19 protein-coding genes and 2 pseudogenes are annotated in these 26,416 nt (G+C 70.7%); 10 read left to right on the forward strand and 11 right to left on the reverse strand.

The window, feature by feature from the left end; translation table 11 throughout:
* The first annotated feature begins 1,125 nt into the window (after positions 1-1,125).
* Positions 1,126-2,025 (forward strand): PIG-L deacetylase family protein, encoded by a 900-nt coding sequence (locus AC0ZLC_RS08005; protein WP_476751166.1) that lies wholly within the window; start codon positions 1,126-1,128, stop codon positions 2,023-2,025.
* Between the two features lie 89 nt (positions 2,026-2,114).
* Positions 2,115-2,822: a DUF4232 domain-containing protein gene (locus tag AC0ZLC_RS08010; RefSeq protein ID WP_476751167.1), complete on the forward strand. Its 708-nt coding sequence runs from the start codon at positions 2,115-2,117 to the stop codon at positions 2,820-2,822.
* A 23-nt stretch (positions 2,823-2,845) separates the two neighbouring features.
* Here the strand turns inward: AC0ZLC_RS08010 and AC0ZLC_RS08015 are convergent, their stop codons facing one another.
* From AC0ZLC_RS08015 to AC0ZLC_RS08025, 3 genes and pseudogenes are all read right to left on the reverse strand, one after another.
* Positions 2,846-3,202, reverse strand: coding sequence for a hypothetical protein (locus AC0ZLC_RS08015; RefSeq protein WP_358853381.1), 357 nt, complete (start codon positions 3,200-3,202; stop codon positions 2,846-2,848).
* A gap of 181 nt (positions 3,203-3,383) precedes the next feature.
* The gene (locus AC0ZLC_RS08020) at positions 3,384-3,515 is read right to left on the reverse strand and encodes a hypothetical protein (protein WP_476751214.1); all 132 of its coding nucleotides are present in this window, start codon (positions 3,513-3,515) and stop codon (positions 3,384-3,386) included.
* A gap of 55 nt (positions 3,516-3,570) precedes the next feature.
* A pseudogene (locus AC0ZLC_RS08025) lies at positions 3,571-4,020 on the reverse strand (PP2C family protein-serine/threonine phosphatase); the annotation flags it as partial.
* Between the two features lie 57 nt (positions 4,021-4,077).
* Here AC0ZLC_RS08025 and AC0ZLC_RS08030 point away from each other — a divergent pair.
* The gene (locus tag AC0ZLC_RS08030; protein ID WP_476751168.1) at positions 4,078-5,253 is read left to right on the forward strand and encodes an alpha/beta fold hydrolase; all 1,176 of its coding nucleotides are present in this window, start codon (positions 4,078-4,080) and stop codon (positions 5,251-5,253) included.
* A 254-nt stretch (positions 5,254-5,507) separates the two neighbouring features.
* On the opposite strand, the gene AC0ZLC_RS08035 is transcribed toward AC0ZLC_RS08030, so the two are convergent.
* Together AC0ZLC_RS08035 and AC0ZLC_RS08040 are read right to left on the reverse strand one after the other, a co-directional pair.
* On the reverse strand, positions 5,508-6,917 hold the full coding sequence (locus AC0ZLC_RS08035; protein WP_476751169.1) for a hypothetical protein: 1,410 nt from the start codon (positions 6,915-6,917) through the stop codon (positions 5,508-5,510).
* Positions 6,918-7,337: 420 nt separating this feature from the next.
* Positions 7,338-10,151 carry a hypothetical protein gene (locus tag AC0ZLC_RS08040; protein ID WP_476751170.1) on the reverse strand — a complete coding sequence of 938 codons (2,814 nt, stop codon included), beginning with the start codon at positions 10,149-10,151 and terminating at the stop codon, positions 7,338-7,340.
* Positions 10,152-10,397: 246 nt separating this feature from the next.
* On the opposite strand from AC0ZLC_RS08040, the gene AC0ZLC_RS08045 reads away from it, so the two are divergent.
* From AC0ZLC_RS08045 to AC0ZLC_RS08060, 4 genes are all read left to right on the forward strand, one after another.
* Positions 10,398-10,886, forward strand: a complete 489-nt coding sequence (locus AC0ZLC_RS08045) for a DUF5709 domain-containing protein (protein ID WP_476751171.1) — start codon at positions 10,398-10,400, stop codon at positions 10,884-10,886.
* A gap of 150 nt (positions 10,887-11,036) precedes the next feature.
* Positions 11,037-11,597 (forward strand): (2Fe-2S)-binding protein, encoded by a 561-nt coding sequence (locus AC0ZLC_RS08050; RefSeq protein ID WP_476751172.1) that lies wholly within the window; start codon positions 11,037-11,039, stop codon positions 11,595-11,597.
* Positions 11,594-12,586 carry an FAD binding domain-containing protein gene (locus AC0ZLC_RS08055; RefSeq protein ID WP_476751173.1) on the forward strand — a complete coding sequence of 331 codons (993 nt, stop codon included), beginning with the start codon at positions 11,594-11,596 and terminating at the stop codon, positions 12,584-12,586. The genes AC0ZLC_RS08050 and AC0ZLC_RS08055 overlap by 4 nt, the downstream gene beginning before the upstream one ends.
* A gap of 60 nt (positions 12,587-12,646) precedes the next feature.
* A complete protein-coding gene (locus tag AC0ZLC_RS08060; protein WP_476751174.1) occupies positions 12,647-14,770 on the forward strand; it encodes a xanthine dehydrogenase family protein molybdopterin-binding subunit in 2,124 nt (707 codons plus the stop codon).
* Positions 14,771-14,915: 145 nt separating this feature from the next.
* Here AC0ZLC_RS08060 and AC0ZLC_RS08065 read toward each other — a convergent pair whose 3' ends face one another.
* On the reverse strand, positions 14,916-16,088 hold the full coding sequence (locus AC0ZLC_RS08065; protein WP_476751175.1) for a hypothetical protein: 1,173 nt from the start codon (positions 16,086-16,088) through the stop codon (positions 14,916-14,918).
* A gap of 245 nt (positions 16,089-16,333) precedes the next feature.
* On the opposite strand from AC0ZLC_RS08065, the pseudogene AC0ZLC_RS08070 reads away from it, so the two are divergent.
* A pseudogene (locus AC0ZLC_RS08070) lies at positions 16,334-17,655 on the forward strand (MFS transporter).
* A gap of 77 nt (positions 17,656-17,732) precedes the next feature.
* Here AC0ZLC_RS08070 and AC0ZLC_RS08075 read toward each other — a convergent pair.
* Together AC0ZLC_RS08075 and AC0ZLC_RS08080 are read right to left on the reverse strand one after the other, a co-directional pair.
* Positions 17,733-18,698, reverse strand: a complete 966-nt coding sequence (locus AC0ZLC_RS08075) for an ATP-dependent DNA ligase (RefSeq protein ID WP_476751176.1) — start codon at positions 18,696-18,698, stop codon at positions 17,733-17,735.
* A 72-nt stretch (positions 18,699-18,770) separates the two neighbouring features.
* Positions 18,771-19,664: a Gfo/Idh/MocA family protein gene (locus tag AC0ZLC_RS08080; RefSeq protein WP_476751177.1), complete on the reverse strand. Its 894-nt coding sequence runs from the start codon at positions 19,662-19,664 to the stop codon at positions 18,771-18,773.
* A 184-nt stretch (positions 19,665-19,848) separates the two neighbouring features.
* On the opposite strand from AC0ZLC_RS08080, the gene AC0ZLC_RS08085 reads away from it, so the two are divergent.
* Entirely contained in the window at positions 19,849-20,637 is a 789-nt protein-coding gene (locus tag AC0ZLC_RS08085; protein ID WP_476751178.1) for a PIG-L deacetylase family protein, read from the forward strand.
* A 132-nt stretch (positions 20,638-20,769) separates the two neighbouring features.
* Positions 20,770-22,194, forward strand: a complete 1,425-nt coding sequence (locus AC0ZLC_RS08090) for a M1 family metallopeptidase (protein WP_476751179.1) — start codon at positions 20,770-20,772, stop codon at positions 22,192-22,194.
* A gap of 28 nt (positions 22,195-22,222) precedes the next feature.
* Here the strand turns inward: AC0ZLC_RS08090 and glgB are convergent, their stop codons facing one another.
* The 3 genes from glgB to AC0ZLC_RS08105 all read right to left on the reverse strand — a co-directional run.
* Positions 22,223-24,520 (reverse strand): 1,4-alpha-glucan branching enzyme, encoded by a 2,298-nt coding sequence (gene glgB, locus AC0ZLC_RS08095; RefSeq protein ID WP_476751180.1) that lies wholly within the window; start codon positions 24,518-24,520, stop codon positions 22,223-22,225.
* 55 nt (positions 24,521-24,575) lie between these two features.
* Positions 24,576-25,967, reverse strand: coding sequence for a maltokinase N-terminal cap-like domain-containing protein (locus AC0ZLC_RS08100; protein WP_476751181.1), 1,392 nt, complete (start codon positions 25,965-25,967; stop codon positions 24,576-24,578).
* 28 nt (positions 25,968-25,995) lie between these two features.
* Positions 25,996-26,416 (reverse strand): alpha-glucosidase C-terminal domain-containing protein (locus AC0ZLC_RS08105; RefSeq protein WP_476751182.1); only part of this gene is annotated, 421 nt, incomplete at its 5' end.

The following is a 26,416-nucleotide window of genomic DNA, read 5'->3' on the forward strand; positions in this document are numbered from 1 at the left end:
GCACGGACGACTGCTCCCCCCACCACGCGCCGGCCGCGTCGTGACACCTTCTCCGGTCGGTCATGTCCTCGGTGTTCCCCGATCCACGCCGGTGCGCCCTCGTCCCGCGGTCGACGACCGAGATCCGAACCGTTCGGCGGGGCTCAAACGTCGCGAAACAGTACGCATGTGTCAAGGGTGCCTGCCGGACCGGTGTGCGTGGCCGCAGGCGGCAGGGCCCCTTTCGCGGCTGTGTTCCCTTCCGTCCGGTGCCGTCGTCGGTCCGCCGCCGGGGGAGTGCGGGCCCACCTGTCCCACGTCGAGCTGAGCCCGGCGCGGCCCATGCCGGCATCTGCGCGGCTTCGAAGGCGCGAGCGCCTGCCGCAGCGGGGTTCCGCTCGGCAGGGCGGTCCAGGGCCGCCAGGTCGTTGCCGATCTGCTGCCGGATGGCCGCCTCGTACAACGCGGTCTGTTCGTCCGTCCGGCCCGGAGTTCCCGCTCGCAGATCCGCTCGGCGCGGCGGTGGATGTCCAGAGCCTCCGCCGCCCGGCCGGTCTGGCGCAGCAGGGTGCCCAGGCTGTTGGGAATCGTCAGCTCGGCCGCCGTGCCTGCGGGGAGTCCTGCGAGGCGAGGCAACGGGCCGCCTCGCGCAGACGGTCGTGGGCCTCCTCCGTCCGGCCCGAGCGGTGGAGTGCGCCCGCGCCGCACCCGAGTGCCCACCCTTCCTGAAGCCCGTCCCCACAGACGCGGGCCGCCGCGAGCGCGGCGGCGGCGGGAAAGAGCCTCCTGGCTCAGTCCGGCACCGGCCCGCAGCGGCGCAACCGCTGCCCGAAGTCCTCTGTGGGAGGCGAGCCACCGCGCACCGTCGATGTCCCCGATCGTCCGGCGCGTGCGGACGCGAGCCCCCGGCAGAAGTAGGCGGACGGTACTTCCGCCGGGAGAACCGCCTGGGAGTGAGCGCCCGGAACTGATCGACTGAGGTCAGACGCGGGACGCCCTCCCAGGCACGCGCGGTCCGGACGACGTACCCCGGTGAACGAATCCGCCGGGGCCGAAGCCCGGGCGGGCCCGGGAGCGGCGCGGACCACCCGCCGTCCAACGTCCGTCGCACACATGCCATTGGGCATTGAACGGGGAGATCCCACAATGAACAGCAGCAAGGGCCGAACCGCCGGGGTGTCCCGGCGGAGCGTTCTGGCAGCCGGCGCGCTGAGCGCCGCTGCCGTGGCCTACCAGTCGGGCCGGGCACCCGCGGCGTCCGCCGCCGCCAAGCCCGCCATCTTCTACGCCCCCCACCAGGACGACGACGCGATCGGCCTGGCCGGGTCGATCCTTGAGCACAAGGCGGCGGGCCGGCCCGTCTACCTCGTACTCGTGAGCAATGGCAGGAACCCGGATCTGGCCCGGCTCATGAACGCCGACCCCTGCCCCCTGACCACGTGGTCCAGCCCGCACCCCTGCGCTGCGGGCGGCAGGCACGGCCTGTCCTGGCCGACCGACGGGACCGACAAGATCGTCGCCGCCCGGACCGCGGAGTTCCAGGCCTCCGCGAAGGCGCTGGGCGTCGACAAGGTCATCAACTTCAAGATCGTGGACGACGGGTTCGACAGCACGTCCGCGTACAACAGACTCGTCGGCCGCATCGAGGCGAAGGTCAGGGCGCTGGCCGCGCAGTACCCCGGCGCCTCGCACAAGTTCACCGCCGGCTGGCTGGAGGGCACCGAGACGCACAAGGCGTGCAGCGACGTCGCCTACCGCCTGATGGACGACGGCACCATCTCCGACGCGAGGTTCAACTACGTCTACGCCTACGGGCGCCCGCGCGAGCAGCGCGCGGACGGCGCGGCGTACGTGCTGAACATTCCCGGCGCCCACATGAAGACCAAGCGCAACGCGATGTACGCCTACAACACCTGGGACCCGAGCCGGAACCTGTACGCGCTCGGCTATCACAGCGTCCCCGACCTGCTGGAGGCCGCGCACGCGGATCCCCGCGAGTTCGTGTACACCCTGCCGTCCGACTACCGGCCCGGCAAGAGCAACTGAGACCGCGGAACACCAGCACGACGACAGCACGACGGCCCAGGCCGACGGCACCGAGCCGCGGCCCCGCACCACTCACGGGGGAACTCTCCATGAAAACTCATCGTCACCGCTCCCTGCTGCTCGTCGCCGTGGGCACCGCCCTCGCTCTGTCGCTCACCGGCTGCCAGAGCGACGCGGACACCGACTCGGCGCCCGCCGCAGCCTCTTCTTCCACCGGAGAGGCGGCGGACGGCAAGGGCACTGGCACGTCCGGCGCGACGGACTCGTCATCCTCCAAGGGCTCGGCGGGGCCGAAGGGTTCGGCGGGGACCGTCGGTTCCGACGCCCCCGGCGCCGCGGGTTCGACCGGTTCGACCGGCGAGCAGGTGACGGCCTCCGCCCCGGTCTGCACCGCGCGGGACGTGGCCGTCACCGCCGACACGCAGGGCGGCCCGCCCTACACCCACCTCGTCCTTACGGCGAAGAACACCTCCCGCCACTCGTGCCGGCTGACGGGCCATCCGCACGTGCAGTTCCTGGAGAGCCACAAGCAGGACGTCCCTGCGGTCGCCAAGAGCAAGCCGGCCACGCCGGTCGTGCTCGCGGCGGGGGCTCCGGCCTATGCCTTGGTGAAGCTGTCCGACGGCGGGGTCGACGAGGACAACGAGCCCGTGTCGGCGTTCTCCCTCACCCTGGAGGGCGACTCCACTGTCATCGCCGTCACCGCGCCCGGCAGCGGTGGCATCGCCGTCGACCCCGCCAAGGCCCTGACCGGCTACTGGACCCCCGAACTCCGCGACGGAGCGGACGACTTCTAGGGCCAGTCAGACAATTCCCGCCGTCAGCTCTGCTCACCCGCCCGCGACATGCGCAGCGCCAGTTCCTGCAGGAGATCGGCCGACGTGACGTCGGTCCGCCCGGAGTCGTGCACGTCGGCGAGCTCGGAGAAGAGGAACGCGAAGGCGCCCACGAGCGAGATGGTGGCGGGGAGGTAGGCGTCCGCGACGGCCTGTCCGGCCTCGGCGGGACCGGCGTCCGCGGGCACCTCGACACTCGGGAACACCTCCGTCACGAGTGCGCCGAGCTGGCTCTCGGTCGAGTCGACCTCGGCGTCCTCGTCCTGAGCGATCCTGCGGACCATCGCGTTGGTCTCGGTGAGGACGCCGATGGCTCGCAGGATGATCTCCGTCTGTTCCATGCGGTGAGCCTAGACGTGCGATCGGCTCCCTGGTCATGACCTCCGGTTTCCGTCCTCGGTCACGGCCTCCCGTTCCGTCGTCCGACAGCGGGCCGGCCGGCGTGGGTGAAGCGGACATGACCGAGTGCAGCGCTTCCGTCGGCCCCGGAAGACCCCCGTCCGCACCGGGTGACGCGCCAGGTCACCCGGGCGGCGGACGCCACTCGAACAGGATGATCACGGCGTCGTCCTGCAGACGCTCGCTCTGGGACTCCAGGAGGAAATGGATCAGACGCCGCAGTCTCCGGGGCCAGTTCACCGCCTTCTGTGGCACGGATGACGGAGTCGGTGAACCGCTCCGGACCGAACAGGCCGCCCTCCGGGGTCCGCGCCTCGGTGACCCCGTCGGTGTACATCAGCACCCGGTCACCCGGTTCGAGGGTGATCTCGTGCACGTGCCTGGCCATCGGGGAGAGGAGCGAGGGCAAACCCGTCGGCGGCTCCGCGTCGCGGTCCATCGCACCGTCGATGACCCGCTCGTCACGGATGAGCAGCGGGGGCGGATGACCACAGTTGATCCACCGCAGCAGTCCGCCGGCCGGATCGAGCCGGCACAGGACCGAGGTGCAGAACTGGTCCGGCAGCCACTCGCCGAGAGCGGAGTCGACGGACTCCACGAGTAATGAAACGGGTCCTGTGACGGGAGTGCCGGAAGCGCGTACTGCACGGCGCTCCAAACGCAGCATGCGGGCTGATCGGGCGTGTCGCGAGCACCCGATGGGGGCGGTGCGGACGTACGGCGGCCGCGCTTCACGAGCCCCGGGTGGCCGCTCGCCCATGCTGTCCGGGTCCCGGGCGTCCCCGCCCGGGCCGGCCTACCGAGCGGACATCGACGCATGCCGATCACCACCACTGACCACGCGGTACCCCACGTCTCCCAGCTCCCCCTCAACAGTGGCCAGACCGTTGACCTCTTCGTGCGTGAGCGCGACGGCACCCGTCCGGACGGCGACCGGACGGCCGTGCTCATGCTGCACGGCCGCAGCATCCCGGTGCTGCCCAGCGCCGACCTGGGCACGGGAAAGTACAACTGGATGCAGTCGCTGGCCAGAGCGGGCTTCGACGTGTTCGCCATGGACCTTCAGGGCAACGGCCGCTCGTCCCGGCCGGATGTGATGCGGCAGCCCTGCAACACCTCTCAGCCCCAGCAGCAGGTGCTGTTGGGTGGCAACCCGCTGACGTCAATCTGTGCCCCAGACCACGACAGTCAGCTCGGTGATTCCCGCAGCGACTGGTCCGAGGTGGACACCGTCGTCAAGTTCATCAAGAAGCGGCACGGCGTCTCGAAGGTCGCGCTCATGGGCTGGTCCGCAGCGGCCCTCGCACTCGGTCCGTACGCCATCGAGCACCCGGGGAACGTGAGCAGCCTGTTCCTACTGGCGCCGGTCTTCGGCGCCAACTACCAGGCCAGCGCCCCGGGCACCGACTGGGACCCGCCCTTCCCGCTACCTCTGTCGGCCAGCACGGACCCCAGGTGGGGCTTTCCCATGAATCTCACCAGCCGGGAAGGCTTCGAGAGGGCCTGGAACAGGGAGCTGGGCTGCCCGGAGCAACGGGAGGAGGGCATGGTCGACACCGTCTGGGAAGCGATCATGGACAGCGACATGTTCGGCAGCAACTGGGGAGTCAAGAAATACGGGGTGCCCCAGGGAGTGCTCCGCTTCCGGAACGCCTTCTGGTGGGGCTGGAACAAGACCGGAGTGAAGGTGAAAAATATCCTCGGAGACAAGGTGCCGGTGCTCATCATGTACGGGGAGCACGACAAGACGGTGAACAGCGCACCGGGAACTGTGCCGTTCCTTTCGGTCCCGGAGCTCTACAAGGCCGTTCCGGGCATGCGGAAGCTCATGTTCAAGGTGGCTTGCTCCGGCCACCAGCTCCAGTGGGAGGAGCCGGCGGCCGCGCATCTGCACCGCCTGTCCCGCAAGTGGCTCAAGCACACCGCTATCGACGGGCACACCACGGGCAGCTTTGAGATGGACGAGGACGGTGACTACACCCCCGTGCCCTGACCATCCATGGCTTCGGCGAGGGGTAATACGGGAGGAATTCCCACCCGAATTGGTGTGGTCGGCGTAGCGCAGGGTGAGGGTGAGCGCGCGGCCCACGACCTGGCCGCCGAGCAGCCTGCACCGAGCTGGTGGGTGAGGTGCGAGATCGGCGCGGTGGTGCTCACCTGAGTTGAGGCTGATCCAGAGCTAGGATTCAAACGCCGACACGCCTGCATGCGCGCGACGCCACGCTCTTGGGAGGCGGTTGCCGCGGATCACCTAGCGTCTGGATCGATGAGTGTCGTCCACAGAAATTCGACGTTGGCGGCGTCCGCCGGCGAGGGGAAGTTCGATGGTGGGACGAGGTCACTGTCGGGTTCGAAGGCACTGGCGTCTGAGACCATGGCCGTCGGAGGCGGTCGCTTCCAGAATTTGATGGCCTTTTCCCAATCTCGAAGCTGCGCGTGGGGAAGGCCGAGGTGCTTGTGCCACAGTCTTGTCCGTAGATCCGTGGCGAAGCTTTCGCCCAGGTGCACTGGAAGAGTGGTCTCTTCGGCGATCCCGGCGACGACCTCGGAGTCATACGTGTACCCACGGTTGTCAGAGTTGGCGGAACCGATTACGGCATATCCGTCGTCGAAGATCCACGTCTTGCTGTGGACGTACGCTCCACACCACTGTTGCCGCTCCGGGTCTGTCGGGTTCCGGAGCGCGTACATGCCCCACCGGGTCTTCTTGGGATCGACCGCCATCAGGTCCCGGCGGAACTCGTTGCGAGCGGTGCGAAGGAACCTGAAATCGCGTGCCGCAGTATTGGATTCGTTCATGAGAATCAGGAGAAATTCAAATCCTGGCTGCGCGAGCTTTGCGAGCAACGACTTTCTAGCCATCCTGCTGACCATGTACTGGTCCTCAAGATAGATCCATTTGGCGGCTTGGATGATCCCTTGTTCGATCAGCGCCCAGGCTGAGTAGTCACCAGAGGGAGCGAAGCCGTATCCGGCGGTACCACCCATTTTCTTGCTGCTTGCGAAGGTACGCCCCACCGCTACGCGCAGTCCGAGCTGTTTCGCACGTTTACTTCCGTTGACATACGTACTGCTGGGAATGCCGTGAGGGGGCAGTGTTACAGGAGTCGGGAAGGCCAGGGCGCGGCGCTGCTCAGTGGTCGCAGTCGCTGTGGCGCCGAGCTTCTGGTCCAAGACGGGAGTGCTGTGATTGTCGAGCCAGCGGTCCTCGAAAACCTTCCGGCACTCGAGAGCGGCAGGTCCGGTAATCCGTAATTGCGTGTCGTGATAGGGGAGGCCGGCGGCCGGGTTCACGTCGATACGTGAAAAGTCAAAGTCCATACCTCCGAGGAACGCGATGAGCCCGGACTGGCCCTGCACTACGAGGAGCTTCTGGTGATGGATCCCAAGCGGGGGGAGCTTGCCGTCGAGCACGGCCGCGCCGTGGGGTAGGGCATTGATGGCGTCGACGATCCATCTGTTCTCGACGCCGGTCGCCTGCTTGATTACGGGGGCAGGCTCATAGAAGAGTCCACGGACCTGTGCCTTTGTTTGCTTCAGGTACCCCTCCAAGGTCGTGCTGACACCCGTCTTGAGTACCACGTCCTTGTTGGTTGACCATCCCGCGATGTAGATACGGTGTTCGGGGTCGGAAGCTGTTTGAATCGCGTCAGCCATATCGCTGAAGGCGCAGGAGCCGTAGTGGTACCCGACCACCTTGTTCCCGACGCTTGGACGGCTGTTCCTGGGAAACCAATCGGTGGGCTTCCGAACACCCGGATATACACCCGAATACGGGGCGCTGCGAGCAGGCACTCGCACCATCGCTTCGTCGTCGCTGGTGCATGTGGCGAAAACTCGCGTGGGGAGGACTACAGGCGCGGGCGGCGCTGCGGGTGCAGGAGGTGCCGGGCGCGCAGGCGGTGCTGGGCGTGCAGGAGGTGCGATCGCTGGTCGTGCAGGGTCACCCACGGCAGGCTCCTGGACTTGCACCGGTCCGTCCTTCAAGGACGCGACCGTTGCCGTGGGGTGACCCGGACGCGGTGCCAGGGACCACGCGGGCAGTCTGGGAAGCTGCCAGGGACCCGGCTCCTACCGTCACAGCTGCTGGCCAGTCTTGGGGTCGTAACTGACCGGCACGGCTGCGATCTGGTCCGTGGGAAGTACTTCGATCCACTGGTCGAACACCTGATAGGGCTCGGCTGGGCGGAAGCCGCCGGCAAGCGGGTCGAATCCCGTCTCGAAGACTTTCTCCGCAGCAACAGCCTTCGAGATATCAGTGTTCGATGCTTGCAGCGCTTTTGCGACTTCGTTCAGGACCTGTCCGACCTTCATGGTCTTGTACTCGATCGGGTCGATGTTCGGGTCGTAAGGGTAGGGCCGACCCAGCGCCGCATGGCCTTCGACGGTCTTCTCCAACCATGCGACTGCCTCTACTTCGTGACCTGGCCGCACCGGAAGCACTGCCTTGACCCATGCCGCGTTGAGGAACTCGTTGCGCCGCTCGTCGCCGTCGATCTGAATGCGCCAGCCCAACGAGCTGCCCATGGGTGCGGGCTGGGTTTCTTCTGTGATGAGGTAGTTCGCCCACCACTCGTGTTCGACAGTGCACGGCTCGGGAGAGGGCTCCGCGCTCGCGCCGTGGGCGGGGTTCGGTACCGGAAGCCTCTCGGGATCGGGGACCTTTTCGGTGTGGGTGTACCAGCCCGCCACAGTCTGGCCGGGAAGCTGGTTCACCCAGCAGTCGTCGACCGCGGGCGCGGCCGGTGACCACGGGGGCCTGGGCACCGGATACCTTCCCACTGTGTTCCGGCTGACCGTCGTCCCAGTTTCACTCGGGCGCCAGTAGTTCGGGGCCACGAAGTAGAGCATCTCGTCCACTTCGAACGTCTGCCGAAGCATTTCCGCGTTGAAATACGGGTCCGGGAAGATCGGGCTGAGCAGGTTGATCAAGCCACCGTAGACGCTGTGGCGTTCCTCGCTCCTCAGGTCGTCCGACGGCCGTGGGCGCATGGCACTGACCAGCTTCAGCCGCTCGCGCACGGCTTTGGTATACGCACTGCGCTGGACGGCTGAGACTTGCTTCTCGTAGGCGGCCAGGTCGGCCAAGTACTGGGTTTGGGCAGGATTGTAATCCGGTGCATTCGGGTCGTTGGGGTCGGGTTTCGGCGGTTCCCAAGTGAGAGAGAAGGTCACCTGAATCGTATTGAAGTCACCGGCGTTCAAGTAAGCAGCGTCCACCCGGAAACGCCCGGTAGCGGCGTCTTCGATGCGAACTTCCTTTGCGATGAACTTACTAGGCTTCTCCCCCGATTTAGCGGACTTCACCGACGCGCTGACCAACTTGTATCCCGCCGCCGGCGGATCCGCAATGAACGGGGCGTCCGCGATGATGTGATGCGCTCCGTCGTACGACATGAGGCCCGGCCGTCCGGCGCCTGCCGGGTCTGGACCTGGCGGGGGCTCGAAGAAGACGAAGTCGGCATTTTTCTCGTCAGGAGGATCTACCGTGCCAGGGTATTTGAACACAGGGAACGGACCGGTGAACTCCGTCGTCTTGGGCTGCAGCTTTTCTGGCGGCACCGGTTTTTTGACCGAGGTGAGGTCAGGGGCTTCCACGGTGTGAACCAGGTCCCCCATGCCGAGGTGGAGATCTTCCCTGGGAAGATAGACCTGCCAACACAGCCGCGTGCCGATGTGCTGCATCTGGACACCAACCCTGCGCATCTTGCGCCGCAATTCGTAGTTGACGAGCTCCAGGGTGTTGTTCTGCACCACGTAGCGGCGGCTGGAGGTGTCAGTGGTTTCGGTCACTGTTTTGAACGTGGTCTTGAAGTTCCGCTTGATCTCGCTGGTGACCTTCGCGCTCTGCGTGCGGGAGCGCTTGTGTGTCGTCTCGGAGGACTTGTTGACCGTGTTCTGTGTACTGAAGTTGGCACTCGCCTCGGCATGATAGACCGGGGTATTCACGCCACCGGTTGCACTAACTCCCAGCTTGGTGTCGTTGGCGTTGGACTCCTTGACCGCATCGGCGACGTCTTCCTGCTCACTCAGGCTTTCCTCGACCTTGCGTGAAGTCTCCTCCGACTGCTCAGCAGTCTTCTCAACGAGGGTGCGGCGCGTGTTGGTCTCAACCAATTCCACTGTGCCGCCCGGGCTGAGCCAGAGATGCCCAGTAGGGGGCCCAAGGAAGCTGTCGAATTCAAAGAAGTACTGTCGGAAGAGATTCACCATTCCTACCGGCGTCACGGCTCCTGGTGTACCGTCGGCACGCTCGGCCACTTCCGCCAGGGTCTCGTCGTCGAGCTCGCGCGCGTCATCTTCCGAGAACGTCTTCAAACTCAGCCGCGTGGTCTCACCCGAATTCTCCAGGGCCCGCATGGTACTCAGCGCGCCCAGCCAACCCTTGAGCGGTTGATAGACGCCCACCACTTCGCTGGCATACGGCAGCGTGCCCCTGAAGTCGGACAGAGGACGGCCAACGTACGCGACTGAACCCTTCCGCGGTGCCGGCAGGGTCTGCACATGGCTTGGCGAGGCGCCGGCAGTAGTGAACGGCACAGACACCCAAGCCTGATTCGGACCCGCCTGAGCCTTCACCAGGAGTGCCTCGCAGGTGGCTCCCGCAGCCGGGGCAACGAACGAGATGACTGCGGAACCTGCAGTGGTGACGGTCCGCCCCACATACTTGCGCGTGGAACCGTCCTCTCGCTCGATGAACGTTCCCGCCAACTGGCTGGCGCCCGGGTATTCGCTAGGATCCCGCACGTCGATATCAGCGGGCAGCCCGAGGGCGATCCGCTGCCCTACCTGGAGTTCTCCCGCAGTGCCCGAGGTCTGATAGGACCAAACCTTGTATGCCGTCGTGCCAGCAATTGTTTCCGTGCTTTTGAACGTGACAGCAAGTGCCATCTCAATCCCTTGATCGCCTGTGTCAGCTCATAAGTTCCCTTTCCGAATTCATCGATTCCTCATCAGGCATGGGTTCATCCGAGTGGCTCCGCGTCCACTCCGATCCCCCACACCACCGGCGCCCCGGCCGCCGTCACTCACCGTGTTCATCACCTGTCCCTGGAGTGCCGGAACGTGTGGTCTGCCGCAGCCTGGATACGCGGGCTGCAAGACAACAATTCCGTCCGTCCGGAGGACACAGACACCATGAGCAGTCAGGACAACGAAGAAGTCATGGGCGACGAGGTCTACCAGCCCGACGGCGCCGAGGGCCGCGGGGACGACGGCATCCTCGATCCGGAGGACACCCTGAACGACCGCGAGTCCGACCCCTACGAGGAGGGCTGGTCGCCGCCCGAGCGCCCACTGGCGGTGGAGCACGAGGGGACGACCGCGCGGGAGCAGCGGGAGGGCGAGAGCCTCGACCAGCGGCTGTCCGAGGAGCGTCCGGACCCCGCCCTCGCGGAGCCCGACGCCGGTGACGGAGTGGGTGACCTCCCCGGCGGCGAGGGGGAACCCGTGGACGACGAGGTCGGGCAGGACAGCGCCGGACGCCTGGTCGCTCCCGACGAGGGCGCCCACGAGGCGGCCGAGAAGGACATGCTTGCCGAGGACATGGGCATCGACGGGGGCACCGCCTCCGCCGAGGAGGCGGCCGTCCACCTCATCCCGGACGACGAGACCGACTCCCTCTAGGACCTGTCCACCAATTCCCGTCCGCCCCGCGACGCCACGCACTGACATGTGCGAGGCCGCCTCCCGGGCGGCGACGGGAAGTGCCGGACAGGCCCCGGCGGCCCGCAGCCACCGACCCCGCGCCGGCCCACCCCCACCTGGAGGTCATCCGTGGATCCCGACTCCGCGCACGGCACCGCCGCACCCGACCGTCACCACTCCGAGGTGACCCTCGGGGTGAACGGCAAGCCGCACACCCTGACCGTCGACCACCGCTCCGTCCTGCTGGACGTGCTGCGCGAGGACCTCGGCCTCACGGGCGCCAAGAAGGGCTGTGACCACGGCCAGTGCGGTGCCTGCACCGTCCTGGTGGGCGGCCGGCGCGTCAACAGCTGTCTCCTGCCGGCGGTCGCCCTCGACGGCAGCGACATCACGACCGTCGAGGGCCTCGCCGGCGGCGACGGCGAGGCCCTCCATCCGATGCAGCAGGCGTTCCTGGACCGCGACGCGTTCCAGTGCGGCTACTGCACGCCGGGACAGATCTGCAGCGCCGTCGGCGCGGTGGCCGAGGCGGCGGCGGGCCACCCCTCGCACGTGACCGATCCGGCCACCCCCTCCGGCAGGCCCGTGCCGCTGGACGCGGACGAGATCCGCGAGCGGCTCAGCGGCAACCTCTGCCGCTGCGGCGCCTACCCGCACATCGTCGAGGCCGTCGAGGACGTGGTCCGGTGAAGCCCTTCGCGTACGTCCGGGCCGGCAGCGTCGAGGAGGCGGCCGCCGCGCACGCCGCGCGACCCGGCGCCCGCTACCTCGGCGGCGGCACCAACCTCATGGACCTGATGAAGCTCGGCGTGGAACGGCCCGCCGCCCTCGTCGACGTCAGCCGGCTGCCCCTGGACACCGTGGAGGAACTGCCCGACGGTTCCGTACGGGTCGGGGCGACCGTCCGCAACAGCGACCTCGCCGCCCACCCGACGGTCCGGGACCGCTACCCGGTGCTCTCCCAGGCGATCCTCGCGGGCGCCTCGGGGCAGCTGCGCAACGTCGCCACCACCGGCGGCAACCTCCTCCAGCGCACCCGCTGCTCCTACTTCCAGGACGTCACCAAGCCCTGCAACAAGCGCGAACCGGGCTCGGGTTGCGGCGCCCGGGACGGCGTCCACCGCGACCACGCGGTGCTCGGCCACTCCGAGCAGTGCATCGCCACGCACCCCTCCGACATGGCCGTCGCGCTCGCCGCGCTCGACGCACACGTCGAGTTGTACGGCGTTGACGGCGAACGCACCGTTCCGGTGGCCGAGTTCCACCGGCTGCCGGGGGACCGCCCGGACGTGGACACCGAGATCGCACCCGGGGAACTCATCACCGGAGTGGTGCTCCCCGCCGCCACGTCCGGCCTGCCCTGCGCCTACCGCAAGGCCCGCGACCGCGCGTCGTACGCCTTCGCCCTCGCCTCGGTGGCAGCCGTGCTCCAGGTGGGCGACGGCGTGGTCCGGTACGCCGGGATCGCCTTCGGCGGGCTGGCGCACCGGCCCTGGCGGGCCCGTCGCGCCGAAGCGGCACTGCTGGGGGCGGCCCCCACCACCGCCGCCTTCGAGCACGCCGTCGGCCTCGAACTCGAAGAGGCCCGGCCGTCGCGCGACAACGCCTACAAGGTGGGCCTGGCCCGCGATCTCGCCGTCGACGTCCTGAGCCGGCTCGCGCCGCCCGCCGTCACCTGAACCCAGCACCCGGACCGGCACCCGGCACGACCGGAACCCCGCACGCACCAGGAGGACCCCATGGCCGACACCGGTACCGCGCTGGGCGCGCCCGCCGAGCGCCGGGAGGGCCGGGACAAGGTCACCGGCGCCGCCCGCTACGCCGCCGAACGCCCCCTGCCGGGCCGGGCGCACGCGTGGCCCGTGCCCGCGTCGGTCGCCGCCGGATCCGTCCGCGCGATCGACACCGCGGCCGCGCTCGAGGTGCCCGGCGTGCTGTCGGTGCTCACGCACGAGAACGCGCCCCGGATCGCCGAACCCGACGACGCCACGCTCGCCGTCCTGCAGAACGACCGGGTCCCCCACCGGGGCTGGTTCGTGGCGCTGGTCGTCGCCGAGACGCTGGAGGCGGCCCGGGCCGGCGCCGCCGCCGTGCGTGTGGACTACGCCGTCCGGGACCACGACGTGACGCTCACCGAGGGCCATCCCGCGGCGTACGTCCCCGAAAAGGCCAACGGCGGCTACCCCGCCCACCGCGAACTCGGCGACCCCGAGGGCGCTTATGACTCGGCGGCGGTCCGTGTCGACACCGACTACCGGGTGCCACCGCTGCACAACCACCCCATGGAGCCGCACGCCGCGACCGCGCGCTGGGAGGGCGACCGGCTCGTGGTGCACGACTCCAGTCAGGGCGCCACCACGGTACGCACCGTGCTGGCCCAGATGTTCGAGATCCCGGAGGAGCGGGTCACCGTCGTGTCCGAACACGTCGGCGGCGGCTTCGGCTCCAAGGGCACACCCCGCCCGCACGTGGTGCTCGCGGCGATGGCGGCGCGGGTGACGGGCCGCCCCGTCACGGTCAACCTGCCCCGGCGCCACCTGCCCGCCGTAGTCGGGCACCGCGCGCCCACGCTCCAGCGCGTCCGGCTCGGCGCCGCCGCGGACGGCACCCTCACCTCGGTCATCCACGAGGTCACCACGTACACGTCGCGCATCAAGGAGTTCGTGGAGCAGGCCGCGGTGCCCACCCGGGTCATGTACGCCTCGCCGCACAGTCTCACCACCCACCGGGTGGTGCCGCTGGACGTCCCCAGCCCGTCCTGGATGCGGGCGCCGGGCGAGGCCCCGGGCATGTACGCGCTCGAGTCGGCCATGGACGAACTGGCCGTCGAACTCGGCATGGACCCCGTGGACCTGCGCATCGCCAACGAGCCGGACACCGAACCCGACAGCCGCAAGCCCTTCAGCAGCCGGCACCTGGTGGAGTGTCTGCGGGAGGGGGCACGGCGGTTCGACTGGGCCCGCCGCGATCCCCGTCCGCGGTCACGGTCCGAGGGCCCCCTGCTGGTGGGGTCGGGCGTTGCGGCCGCGACCTACCCGGTCATGGTGTCGCCCTCCACCGCGGCCGCCCGCGCCCTGCCCGACGGTGACTTCCTGGTGCGCATCAACGCCACGGACATCGGCACCGGGGCCCGCACGGTCCTCGCCCAGGTCGCCGCCGACGCCCTCGACGTGCCGCTCGGACGCGTCCGCACCGAGGTGGGAAGCAGTGACCTGCCCTCCGCTCCGCTGGCCGGCGGTTCGTCGGGCACCGCGTCCTGGGGCTGGGCCGTGCACGAGGCGTGCACCCGCCTCAAGGCCCGCCTGGCCGGACACGCGGGACCGCTGCCGGACGCCGGGATCGAGGCGCGTGCGGACACCACCGGCAGCGCGGACGCCGAGAGCGACTACGCCCGGCACGCCTTCGGCGCCCACTTCGCGGAGGTCACCGTCGACACCGTCACCGGCGAGGTGCGGGTGCGCCGCCTGCTGGGTGTGTACGCCGCCGGACGCATTCTCAACCCTCGTACGGCACGTTCCCAGTTCATCGGCGGCATGACGATGGGGCTCGGCATGGCACTGACCGAGGGAAGCACGATGGACGCCGCGTTCGGTGACTTCGCGGAGTCCGACCTGGCGTCGTACCACGTGCCCGCCCACGCGGACGTTCCCGCCGTCGAGGCCCACTGGATCGACGAGGACGACCCCCACCTCAACCCCATGGGCAGCAAGGGGATCGGCGAGATCGGCATCGTCGGGACGGCGGCCGCCATCGGCAACGCCGTCCACCACGCGACCGGCGTCCGCCTGCGCGAACTGCCCCTGACCCCGGACCGGGTACGGACCGCCCTGGCGGGACACGGAGCCGGGACGCGCCTTCGGTGACGGCGCGCCCGGTCGCCCCTCACGTCGAGGGCAGGTCGTCCACTCCGGGCTGAGGGCAGGGCCGGACAGACGTGCGCGGGCCTGCGGATCGCAGGCCCGCGCAGTCGACGCGGAAGGGGTGGCCGGCTCGCGGCGGCCACCGCTGTCACTCCGGTGTGCGCTGGGCCTCCGCCAGCGGCCGGAATCCGGGACGCCCGCCGAGCCTCTCGGACGCGAGGAGCGCCAGTAGGGCCGTGACGGCCGCGAGCGCGGCGATCACCGACACGAGACCGGCGGCCCACGGCGGCGCGACAGTGATCTCCAGGGCCTGGGACAGGCCCGGCGACCGGAGCCTGCCTTCGAACAGCTGCATGACGGCCAGTGCCGTCGGCACCACCACGGCGGTCGCGAGGACCGGCAGGGCGTTCTTCAGGACCAGCACCAGCGCCATCAGCAGACACAGCGCCGAGGCGCCCAGGGCGAAGCCGTGGGCGTTCGAGGACGCGTTGCCCCGGTGCAACGGGAAGTAGGCCAGCGCGCACAACAGGAGGGCCGCGGCAGCCAGCCGGCTCGGCCAGGCCGGGGAAGCGCCTTTTCTGCGCGGCGGACGGGGGCGCCGCTGAAGCGGCGCAGGGCCGTGACCCTCCGGCGCCCAGCGGTCGTCCGGCGGCAGGTCTGCCGCGGACGTCGACGAAGGGACGATGGAGAGTCCCGCCGGCAGACCCGTCCCGTGCGTGGGCAGGTCCCGCTCGCGCTCCCGCTCCTGGACCAGTCGGCCGATCAGCTGCACGAGTTCCTCGACGGGCCGGCCCGCGGCGGCCCGTACGGCCTCCTCGCCGCAGTGCTGCTCCAGTGGCGAGCGGTTCAGCAGTGCCATCAGCCGGGTGACGTCCTCCACGGGACGGGACTCCACTGCGGCGCGGATCGCCTCGTCGGCGCAGTCGGGACTCCGGGGCGGGCGAGTCAGCAGCGCGACGAGCCGCGTGACGTCCTCGACGGACCGGTCCACACCGACGGCCCGCAGCGCGTCGACGGTGGCCCGTGCGTACTCCGGTGACTGCTCCAGGAGCGTGATGAGCTGCACCACCTCTTCCAGCGGCCGGTCGGCGACGGCGGCGTGCACCAGTCCGCGCACAGGATCGGCGTACTGGTCCTGAGTCGCGGGCCCGGCCCGCACGGGCCCCTCCTGTGCCGGGCGCACGGTCGGCGCCTCAGCGGCCGGTTCCGCGCCGGCGGGCGGCATGGGGGGCAGGGTCGGTGCCGGCGGACGGGCCGCGCTGTCCGCAGGTATCTCCGGCTGGTCCGGGCTGGGAGAGAAGGAGAAAGAGCGGGTGGTCATGGTCGGCTCCATGAAGAGGGTGCGGCTGCCATCGCTCCCCGAAGCGATACGCAAGCTGATGCTGACCACTTCTATGGGGCCGCCAACCACCTCGCCACCTGGGTGCGGCACCCGTGTGAGTCCGGTCCTCCGCAGGGGTGGGACCCGCCGGTACGCGGCGGGCCGGTCCCCGGACGCCGGCCGGAGACGAGACACCGATGCGGGTGGTTGCCCGGGTCGACGACAGTGAATGCTGTCACCGAAATATGTATCGAGCATCCAGGACGGCCGTGGACACCACCAGCAACACCACCGACAACGACGCGGAGCCCCACGACGCGACGCCGGAGCCCGCGGAGGCGACCATGCCCCGCAGCGGCTGGCGCCGCTGGGGCATGGACACCCGGCCGCTGCGCCGGCCCGCCTACCGCCGGCTCTGGTCGTCGACCGTCGTCACCGCCGTGGGCAGTCAGCTCACCGCCGTCGCGGTGCCCAAGCAGATCTACGACATCACCGGCTCCTCGGCCTGGGTCGGCTACGCGAGCCTCGCCAACCTCCTGCCGCTCGTGGTCTTCGCCCTGTGGGGCGGCGCCGTCGCCGACAGCGTGGACCGCCGCAAACTGCTCCTCGTCACCAACACCGGGGTCGCCGTCACCTCGCTGCTGTTCTGGATACAGGCCGTCACCGGACTCGGTTCGGTGCTCGTACTGATGGTGCTGCTCGCCCTCCAGCAGGCGTTCTTCGGCCTCAACGCCCCGGCCCGCACCGCGTCCATCGCCCGGCTGGTCCCCACGGAGGAACTGGCAGCCGCGAACGCCCTCGGCTCGACCGTCATGCAGACGGGACTCATCGCCGGTCCGCTGCTCGCCGGCGCCCTGATCCCGGTGATCGGTCTGGCCGACTCGCCCTGTGCGTCACCGTGTGGGCCGTCCACCGGCTCCCCGCGCTGCCGCCCCTGACCGCCGCGGCGTCCCGGCGAGCGGGACTGCGCGAGGTCGTCGCGGGTTTCCGCTACATCTCGCTGCACAAGGTGCTGCTGCTCTCCTTCCTCGCCGACATCATCGCCATGGTCTTCGGCATGCCCAGGGCCCTGTTCCCGCAGCTCGCCTCCCAGACGTACGGACCCTACGGGGAAGGGCTGGCGCTCGGACTGCTGTTCGCGGCGATCCCCGTCGGCGCGATGGCCGGCGGCCTGCTGTCCGGCACGTTCTCCCGGGCCCGCCGGCACGGCCTCATGGTCCTCGTCGCCGTCATGGCCTGGGGAGCGGCGATCACGGGCTTCGGCCTGAGCACGGGCCTGTGGGTGGCCGTGGCGTTCCTCGCCGCCGCGGGCGTCGCCGACATGGTCTCCATGGTCTTCCGCGGCGCCATCCTGCTCTCGGCCGCCACGGACGAGATGCGCGGACGCATGCAGGGCGTCTTCACGGTGGTGGTCGCGGGCGGCCCCCGTCTGGCCGACGTCCTGCACGGGACGGCCGGCTCGCTGTTCGGTGCGCGTACGGCCGTCGTGGCCGGCGGGCTGCTGGTGGTGGCCGGCACGCTGGTCCTGGCCCTCGCGACACCGGCCTTGCGCCGCTACGAGGTCTGAGGCCATCAGGAGCCGAAGCCGGCACCGGCCTTGCGCCTTGGCGAGGTCCGAGGGGCGGCCGTACGGGGACAGCCCCGTCAGGGCAGATCGGCCGCGGAGTCCTCCGGCGCCAGATCCGGACGCAGCCGGTGCCACGAAGGCTGCCTCAGCATCCCGGCGCGCGTCCGGGTGCTGTAGCGCACCTCGCCGACCAGGATCGGCAGCACCCAGTGCGCTCCCGGCACGGGCGGCGCCGGGTCGAAGGGGCAGCCGGCGCTCCCGGCGGCGTCCAGGAGCCTGGCGAGCGCCAGTCGTTCGTCCTCGCTCCAGCCGGTGCCCACGCTGCCGACGTAGCGCAGCCGTCCCGCCTCGCGCTGTCCCACGAGCACGGCGCCGGGCAGCCCGGTGAGCCGTCCCCGGCCGGGCGACCAGCCGCCGATGACGACGTCCGCGATCCGCATGTTCCGGATCTTGATCCAGGCGCGGGAGCGCACTCCGGGCTCGTACAAGGAGTCCAGCCGCTTGCAGACCAGACCCTCCAGGCCGTTGTCGCGGGTGAGCTGGAGCGCCGCCTCGCCGTGCCCGACGATCGCCGACGGCGTGGACCAGGCGGGCCCGTCGAGACCGAGCGCCTCCAGCTCGGCGCGCCGGCGCGCGTAGGTGAGCTTCGTCAGGTCCTCCCGCAGATGCATCACGTCGAACAGCATCAGGTGGGCGGGCTCCTCGGCCGCCCGGCGAGCCGCCCTGGCCGGGGCGTGCGCGAGGCCCATCCGCGCCTGAAGCCGCTGGAAGTCGCCCCGCCCCAGCTCGTCGAGAACCAGGATCTCCCCGTCCAGGACCGCCGGTGTGCTCCCGAGCGCCTCAGCCAGGGGCAGCAGTTCGGGGTACGCGGCCGTGATGTCCTCCCCGGAGCGGGCGCGCAGCACCACGCTGCCGTCGCCGGGCAGATAGACCACCACGCGCTGGCCGTCCTGTTTGGTCTCGTAGGCCCACCGCGGGTCCTGTGCGGTGGGGGGCAGCACACCGGGCGTGGCGAGCATGGGGGCGATGCGCGGGAGTGTCACAACTCAGTTGTCGACCGGTCAGGGCCGACTCCACTCGCCCCGCACCGGTTTTCCCCTGAACGGGGCCGCCGGTCAGCGCTCCAGCGCCTGCGCCATCAGGGTCTGCAGGCGCAGACCGCGGCGGACGTCCAGCTCGCCCGGCACCCCGGTGCGTACGGCGGTGGCGAACTCCCGGCGCAGCACGGGCCAGCCCTGCTCGCCGTCGAGCCCGGTGCTGTCGAACACGAGCGGGGGCCGGGCGCTGAACAGTTCGACGCGGGTGAGGCCCTGCGGGACGTTGACGGAGCCGGAGAGGGAGGCCTGGCTGACGGCGCCGTTCGCGTGCTCGCAGGTCAGCTCGATCCAGCGGCGCGGGTCGCCGGTGCCCCGGATGTCCACGACGGGCCCGACGGCCGCGTCCAGCAGGTCCAGCAGGTGGGGCCCCAGGTCCAGCAGCGCGCCGTGTTCGAGTCGCCAGGAGGTCGCGAAGTCGCCGCCCAGGAAGGCGCCGTGCACCAGACAGGAGCGGGCCCCGAGGACGTCGAGCCGGCGAGCGGTGTCGAGGAACGTCCGCACCACCGGGTGATACCGGTTGCTCAGCACGATCTGGGAGACGACCCCGGCCTCCTCGACGGCGTCCGCGAGCCGCCGCGCCGACGGCAGATCGTCGCCGAGCGGCTTCTCCAGCAGCAGCGCGCGGCCCGCCCGCGCCGCCCGGGGTGCCAGGTCCGCCTGCACGGCCGGGGGCACGGCGAAGGCCACCGCCTCGCAGCGGTCGAGCAGTTCCTCGAAGCTCGCGGCGACGCCGGCTCCGTACGGCGCGGCGGTCTCCCGCGCCGCCTCGGCGCGCCGCGCCCATACGGCCGTCAGCCGCGTCTCGGGACCGGCGGCGAGCACGCGCGCGTGTACGGCCCGCGCCCAGGGACCCGCACCGACGAGCCCGACTTCGACCGGGGGAGAGGACCAGGCCGACGGAGTGCCGTTCACGGAAGTCCGTTCTGTCGTCTGTCGTCTGCCGGGCGCCGTGGACGCCCGGGATGCCGGAACTCCATCACGAACGGGTGGGTCCTGACCAGGTCCGAAGCGGTGTCCGTCCCCGGGACCGCGCACGCCGGGGATCCGCGCCTCGCGCCTCTGCCGTACAACCGGTGCGCAGCGCCATCATTCGGTCATGGATCCCACACACGACGATGACGGCATCGCGGACGGCCCTTCCCTGCCCGCACTGCCCGAGGACTGGCAGCGGTGTCTCGCGGTGGCGGCGCACCCCGACGACCTGGAGTACGGTCCCGCCTGCGCGGTCGCCCGCTGGACGGCCCAGGGCAAACAGGTCGCGTATCTCCTCGCGACGCGCGGCGAAGCCGGCATCGACGGTGTGCACCCGGACCGGGCGAAGCCGTTGCGCGAGGCCGAGGAGCGGGCCGGGGCCCTCGAAGTCGGCGTCGACACGGTCGAGTTCCTCGACCACCGCGACGGTGTCGTCGAGTACGGACCGGACCTGCGACGGGACATCGTGCGGGCGCTGCGGCGCCACCGCCCCGAGGTCGTGGTCACCGGCGCGTTCACCGTACGCATGATCGGCGGCATGACGAACCAGGCGGACCACCGCGCCGTCGGCCTGGCCGCCCTCGACGCGGCCCGGGACGCCGGCAACCGCTGGATCTTCCCGGAGCTGGAGAACGAGGGACTGCGGCCCTGGAACGGCGTCCGCATGGTGTGCGTCGCCGGCGCCGAACAGCCCACCCACGGCGTGGACGTGACGGGAGAGCCGCTGGAGCGGGGCATCGCCTCACTGGCGGCGCACGCCGAGTACACCAGGGGACTGGGCGACCAGGGTTTCGAGCCGGGCCCGTTCCTGACCTGGGTGGGCCGCATGGCGGGGCGGGCGCTCGGCGTCGAGGCCGCGGTCCTCTTCGACGTCCATCAGCTCATCCCCGAAGGTCCGCCGCCCTGGATGTGAGCGGCCGCAGGCCGGCGGGACACGACGGACCCGCGCCCCGCCGGAGGAACTTGACCTGATCGAGGGTTTCTCCGGCCGGTCCTGAGCCTAGGCTGTGCGGCGTTGATCACCGCCACCTCCCCTGGAGCGAACGTGACTCTGCCCCGTCAGCAGGCCTCCGGGCGCCCGGCCGTCCTTCGCCGGGAAGCCGTCGCCGCGGTCGTCCCCGTCGCCGTCGCCGCCCTGCTGGCGGCCGCCTCACCCGCGGCGGCCGGGGCGGGCGGAACCCCCGGCGTGGGGGACCCGTACTTCCCCCTCGCCGGCAACGGCGGCTACGACGTCCGCCACTACGCCCTGACCCTCGGCTACGACCCGGCCGGCCGCCACCTCGACGGCAAGGCGGTCGTCACCGCCCGGGCCACCCAGCGGCTCACCCGCTTCGACCTCGACCTCAAGGGCCTGAAGGTCACCGGCGTCACGGTCGGCCACGAGAAGGCGTCCTTCCGCAGGGACGGCCAGGAACTCGTGGTCACGCCCCGGCACCCCCTGCGCAAGCACCGGGAGTTCCGCGTCACCGTCACCTACGGGGGCACACCCGGACCGGTCACCGATCCGGACGGCTCCCCCGACGGCTGGATCCCCACGGACGACGGCGCGTTCGTGGCCGGTGAACCGCAGGGCGCCATGACCTGGTTCCCGGCCGACAACCACCCCACGGACAAGGCCACCTTCGACATCACCCTCACCGTCCCCGAGGGACGCACCGCGGTGTCCAACGGCGTCCTGCTCGGGCAGCGGACCGCACACGGCCGCACCACCTTCCGCTGGCGGCAGTCCGAGCCGATGGCCGCGTACCTCGCCACGGCGACGGTGGGCACGTTCGAGGTCGAGCGGTACACCACCCCGGACGGGCTCGAGGTGTACAACGCGGTGGATCCGCGCGAGGCGGCCGAGGCTGCCCCCGTCCTCAAGAAGCTGCCCTCGGTGCTCGCCTGGGAGAGCGGGCTGTTCGGCCCGTACCCCTTCCGGGCCGCCGGCTCGATCGTCGACCACGCCCCGCGGGTCGGCTACGCACTGGAGACCCAGACCCGCCCCGTCTACGACCGCGCGCCGGACCTGAGCACCCTCGTGCACGAGAGCGCCCACCAGTGGTTCGGCGACTCCGTCTCCCTGACCAGCTGGAAGGACATCTGGCTCAACGAGGGCTTCGCGACCTACGCCGAGTGGCTCTACGCCGAGCAGCACGGCGGCGACAGCGCGCAGAAGACCTTCGACGGCCTGTACGCGCGCCCGGCCGGCGACGACCTGTGGGAGTTCGCGCCCGCCGACCCCGGCGACGGCGCGCACATCTTCGCGACCCCCGTGTACGCCCGCGGGGCCATGGCCCTGCACAAGCTGCGCACCGCCGTCGGCGACCCGGTCTTCTTCCGCGTCCTGCGCGCCTGGGCCACCGGCCACCGCGGCGGCCACGGCACCACGGCGCAGTTCGTCCGTCTCGCGGAGCGGCTGTCCGGCAAGGACCTCGGCGCGCTGTTCCACACCTGGATCGGCACCGCGGGCAAACCGCCCGCGGCGTGACGCGCGCCGAGTGACCGGAGCCGTCCCGTCAGGCCGGCCGCAGCCAGAGCGTCGTCAGCGGCGGCAGGGTCAGGCGCAGCGAGGCGGGACGGCCGTGGCTCGGCTCCGGTTCGGGCTTCAGCGGACCGGGGTTCGCGATGTCGCTGCCGCCGTAGCGGGCGAGGTCGGTGTTGAGGACCTCGTGCCAGGCGGGCACGGCGTCCGGGACCCCGAGCCGGTAGTCGTGCCGGACGACCGGGGAGAAGTTGCTGACGGCGAGCAACGGCGTGCCGTCGGCGGCGTGGCGGAGGAATGCGAACACGTTGTCCTCGGCCGCGTCGCCCACCACCCAGGAGAAGCCCGCGGGGTCCGTGTCGCGCTGCCACAGGGCGGGCGCGTCCCGGTAGACGGCGTTGAGATCGCGGACCAGGTCCCGGACACCGCGATGGTCCGGCTCGGCGGCGTAGCCGGGGTCGAGCAGCCACCAGTCGGGCCCGTTCGCCTCGGACCATTCGCCGCCCTGCGCGAACTCCTGGCCCATGAACAGGAGTTGCTTGCCGGGGTGGGCCCACATGTAACCCAGATAGGCGCGTTCGTTGGCGCGCTGCTGCCACCAGTCGCCGGGCATCTTGGCCACCAGCGCCTGCTTGCCGTGGACGACTTCGTCGTGGGAGACGGGCAGCACGTAGTTCTCGCTGTACGCGTACACCATCGAGAAGGTCATCTCGTTGTGGTGGTACTTGCGGTGCACCGGGTCCTTGGAGATGTAGACCAGCGAGTCGTGCATCCAGCCCATGTTCCACTTCAGCCCGAAGCCCAGGCCGCCGTCGGAGGTCGGGCGGGTGACGCCGTTCCAGGCGGTCGACTCCTCGGCGATGGTGACGACGCCCGGGTTGCGCCGGTACACGGTGGCGTTCATCTCCTGGAGGAAGGAGACGGCGTGGAGATCCTCGTTGCCCCCGTACACGTTGGGTGTCCACTGGCCGGGCTCGCGGGAGTAGTCGAGGTAGAGCATGGAGGCGACGGCGTCCACGCGCAGGCCGTCGATGTGGAACTCCTCGCACCAGTACACGGCGTTGGCGACCAGGAAGTTGCGCACCTCGCGGCGCCCGTAGTCGAACTCCAGCGTTCCCCAGTCGGGGTGGGCGGCGCGGTGCGGGTCTCCGTGCTCGTACAGCGGGGTCCCGTCGAACTGGGCCAGCGCCCAGTCGTCGCGCGGGAAGTGCGCCGGCACCCAGTCCATGAGCACACCGATCCCGGCCCGGTGCAGGGCGTCGACCAGGTACCTGAAGTCGTCCGGGGCACCCAGCCGGGACGTCGGCGCGTAGAAGCCGGTGATCTGGTAGCCCCAGGAGCCGCCGAAGGGGTGCTCGGCCACCGGCATCAGCTCGACGTGGGTGAAGCCGAGCCCGGCGACGTAGGCGGGCAGCTGCTCGGCCAGCTCGCGGTACGTCAGGCCGGGCCGCCAGGACGCCAGGTGGACCTCGTACACCGAGAACGGAGCCTCGTGCAGCGGCACGTCCGCCCGGTGCGCCATCCAGTCCGCGTCGCCCCACTCGTAGGACGACTCCGTCACGATCGAGGCGGTCGCCGGCGGCACCTCGGCACGCCGGGCCATCGGGTCGGCGCGCAGGGTGTGCGTCCCGTCCGGACGGGTGATGTCGAACTTGTACGTCGCGCCCGCGCCGAGGCCGGGGAGGAACAGCTCCCACACACCTGTGGAGCCGAGCGAGCGCATCGGGTAGGCGGTGCCGTCCCAGTGGCAGAAGTCGCCGCAGACCCTGACGCCGCGGGCGTTGGGCGCCCACACCGTGAAACGGGTTCCGGTGACGCCGTCGTGGACCATCGGCCGGGCGCCGAGCGCCCGCCACAGCTCCTCGTGCCGCCCCTCGGCGATCAGATGCAGGTCGAGGTCGCCGAGGGCGGGCAGGAAGCGGTACGGATCCGCCACCTCGGACTCGTCGCCGTCGTACGCCACGAGCAGCGTGTAGGCGGGGACGGCGTCGAGCGGCAGGACGCCGGAGAACAGCCCGTCGCCCTCGTCGTGCAGCGGTGTTCGCTTCCCGTCGACCCGGACGCTCACGGTCCGCGCGTAGGGCCGCAGGACGCGGAACCGGACACCGCCCGGGACCGGGTGGGCGCCGAGCAGGGAATGCGGGTCGTGGTGGGCACCCGACAGCAGACGCGCGCGGTCCGTCGCGTCCATCGCGGCGGCCTGCCGTACGCCGCGGGCGTCCCGGACGGACTGCGGCGGTCCCGCCCGGGAGGTCATGGGGGCGGGTTCCGGCGTGCCGGACGGCGGGGCGGGGGCCGACGGATCGGGAACGACTGTGGTGTGGGGTGCCACGGCTCTGGAGCCTCCTTGGGCAGGGAAAGGGAGAAGGACGGGGTGGGCCGGCGGGCTACTGCCGGCGCGGATTCAACGCCGTCTCGGCGAGCCGGGTGATCGCCGCCATTGGCACGGGCAGCCAGTCGGGCCGGTGCCGGGCCTCGTACAGCACCTCGTAGACGGCTCGGTCCGTCTCGTACGCGCGCAGCACCTCCGGCTCCTCCCGGGGGTCCCACCGCGCTTCGGCGGCGTAGCCGGCGCAGTAGGCCTCGCGGCTGCGCTGCGCCCACTCCGGGCGCCACGGGTGACGGGAGCGGGCCGCGTAGTCGAAGGACCGCAGCATGCCGGCGACGTCGCGGGCGGGGGACTGGGCGCGTCGGCGCTCGGTCAGCGGGCGGGCCGGTTCACCCTCGAAGTCGATGACGAACCAGCGCCGGCCCGCGCGCAGCACCTGACCGAGGTGCAGGTCGCCGTGGATCCGCTGGGCGGGACGGACCTTGTCGAGCCGCGCGAGCGCGTCGTAGGCGCTCTGCAGCCCGGTCACGTACGGCAGCAGCGCGGGGACGGACCGGGCGGTGGTGTGGAGACGCTCGGTCATCGCCTCCGCCAGCCGCCTGTTGTGACGCCGGCTCGGGGTGTCGAGGGGGAAGGCCTCGGCGAGGGCCAGGTGCACCTCGGCGGTGGCCCCGCCCAGCGCGTACGCCTCCTCGGTGAAGTCCCGCTCCGAGGTGAGCGTGTCGAGCGCCAGCGCCCAGCCGTCGGTGGCGTCGCGCAGGTACGGCTGGAGCACGCCGAGGGTCGCCCGCTCGGGGTGCGAGGTGTGGAACCAGGCGGCCGGCGCGGGTACCCGCGTGCAGCCCTGCCGGGCCAGCGACGCGGGTACCTCGAGATCCGGATTGACGCCGGGCTGGATACGGCGGAAGACCTTCAGGATGAAGGAGTCGCCGTACACCAGCGAGGAGTTGGACTGTTCGGTGTCGAGCAGGCGCGGGGCGAGCCCGGCGGGCAGCGGAACCCGGGTGTCGCGCTCGAACCGCAGCGGCCCGGCGGTTCCCGGGTGGCGCAGCCGCTCCAGCAGCAGCCCCGCCGCCTCGGAGTCCTGAAGGGCGTCGTACACCATGAGGCCGGCCAGCGGGCCCTCGTCGGCACGGCCGATGACGGCGGGCGCCAGTCTGGGCGGCAGGAACTCCCGCACACCCAGCAGCAGCTGGTAGCAGTCGTCGGGCGGGGGAGTGGTGACGGGCCCGCGTCCGGCCGGCGGGGCCTCGTGCTCGGCCCGTACCAGAAGATGCAGACAGCCCGGGTGCAGCTCCGTCACCGACAACAGCGTCAGGTCCGTGATGGTCCGGCCCTTCCCCGCGAACCAGCGCTGCCGCGGCAGCCATGCGTGCAGCAGCTCGGCGAGCGAGCTGAGCAGCGGGGCGCGATCGAGGCTGCTCGGTCTTTGCAGTGCGATCTTCGGCATGGCGACGCGTCCTTTCAGATGTACACGGTCAAGAACGCCGGATGACGCGGGAGGAGAGGGCACGGAGCCGGAACCAGTAGAAGCCGTGACCGGCCAGCGTCAGCAGGTACGGCAGCTCGCCGATGGCCGGGAAGCGCACTCCGCCGATCAGCTCCACCGGGTGCCGTCCGTCGAATTCCCGCAGGTCCAGCTCGGTCGGCTGGGCGAAGCGGGAGAAGTTGTGGACGCACAGGACGAGGTCGTCCTTGTACTCCCGCAGGAACGCGATGACGGCGGGGTTGGTGGAGGGCAGTTCGGTGTAGGAGCCGAGGCCGAACGCCTTGTTCTGCTTGCGGATCTCGATCATGCGCCGGGTCCAGTGGAGCAGGCTGGAGGGGCTGCTCATGGAGGCCTCGACGTTGGCGACCTGGTAGCCGTAGACCGGGTCCATGATCGTCGGCAGGAACAGC

Source organism: Streptomyces sp. GLSS-08 (assembly GCF_056387915.1).

Coding starts and splice junctions, on each gene's coding strand:
- AC0ZLC_RS08005 (WP_476751166.1), top strand. CDS start 1,126: ATGAACAGCAGCAAGGGCCGAACCGCCGGGGTGTCCCGGCGGAGCGTT.
- AC0ZLC_RS08010 (WP_476751167.1), top strand. CDS start 2,115: ATGAAAACTCATCGTCACCGCTCCCTGCTGCTCGTCGCCGTGGGCACC.
- AC0ZLC_RS08015 (WP_358853381.1), bottom strand. CDS start 3,202: ATGGAACAGACGGAGATCATCCTGCGAGCCATCGGCGTCCTCACCGAG.
- AC0ZLC_RS08030 (WP_476751168.1), top strand. CDS start 4,078: ATGCCGATCACCACCACTGACCACGCGGTACCCCACGTCTCCCAGCTC.
- AC0ZLC_RS08035 (WP_476751169.1), bottom strand. CDS start 6,917: ATGGCTGACGCGATTCAAACAGCTTCCGACCCCGAACACCGTATCTAC.
- AC0ZLC_RS08040 (WP_476751170.1), bottom strand. CDS start 10,151: ATGGCACTTGCTGTCACGTTCAAAAGCACGGAAACAATTGCTGGCACG.
- AC0ZLC_RS08045 (WP_476751171.1), top strand. CDS start 10,398: ATGAGCAGTCAGGACAACGAAGAAGTCATGGGCGACGAGGTCTACCAG.
- AC0ZLC_RS08060 (WP_476751174.1), top strand. CDS start 12,647: ATGGCCGACACCGGTACCGCGCTGGGCGCGCCCGCCGAGCGCCGGGAG.
- AC0ZLC_RS08065 (WP_476751175.1), bottom strand. CDS start 16,088: ATGACCACCCGCTCTTTCTCCTTCTCTCCCAGCCCGGACCAGCCGGAG.
- AC0ZLC_RS08085 (WP_476751178.1), top strand. CDS start 19,849: ATGGATCCCACACACGACGATGACGGCATCGCGGACGGCCCTTCCCTG.
- AC0ZLC_RS08100 (WP_476751181.1), bottom strand. CDS start 25,967: ATGCCGAAGATCGCACTGCAAAGACCGAGCAGCCTCGATCGCGCCCCG.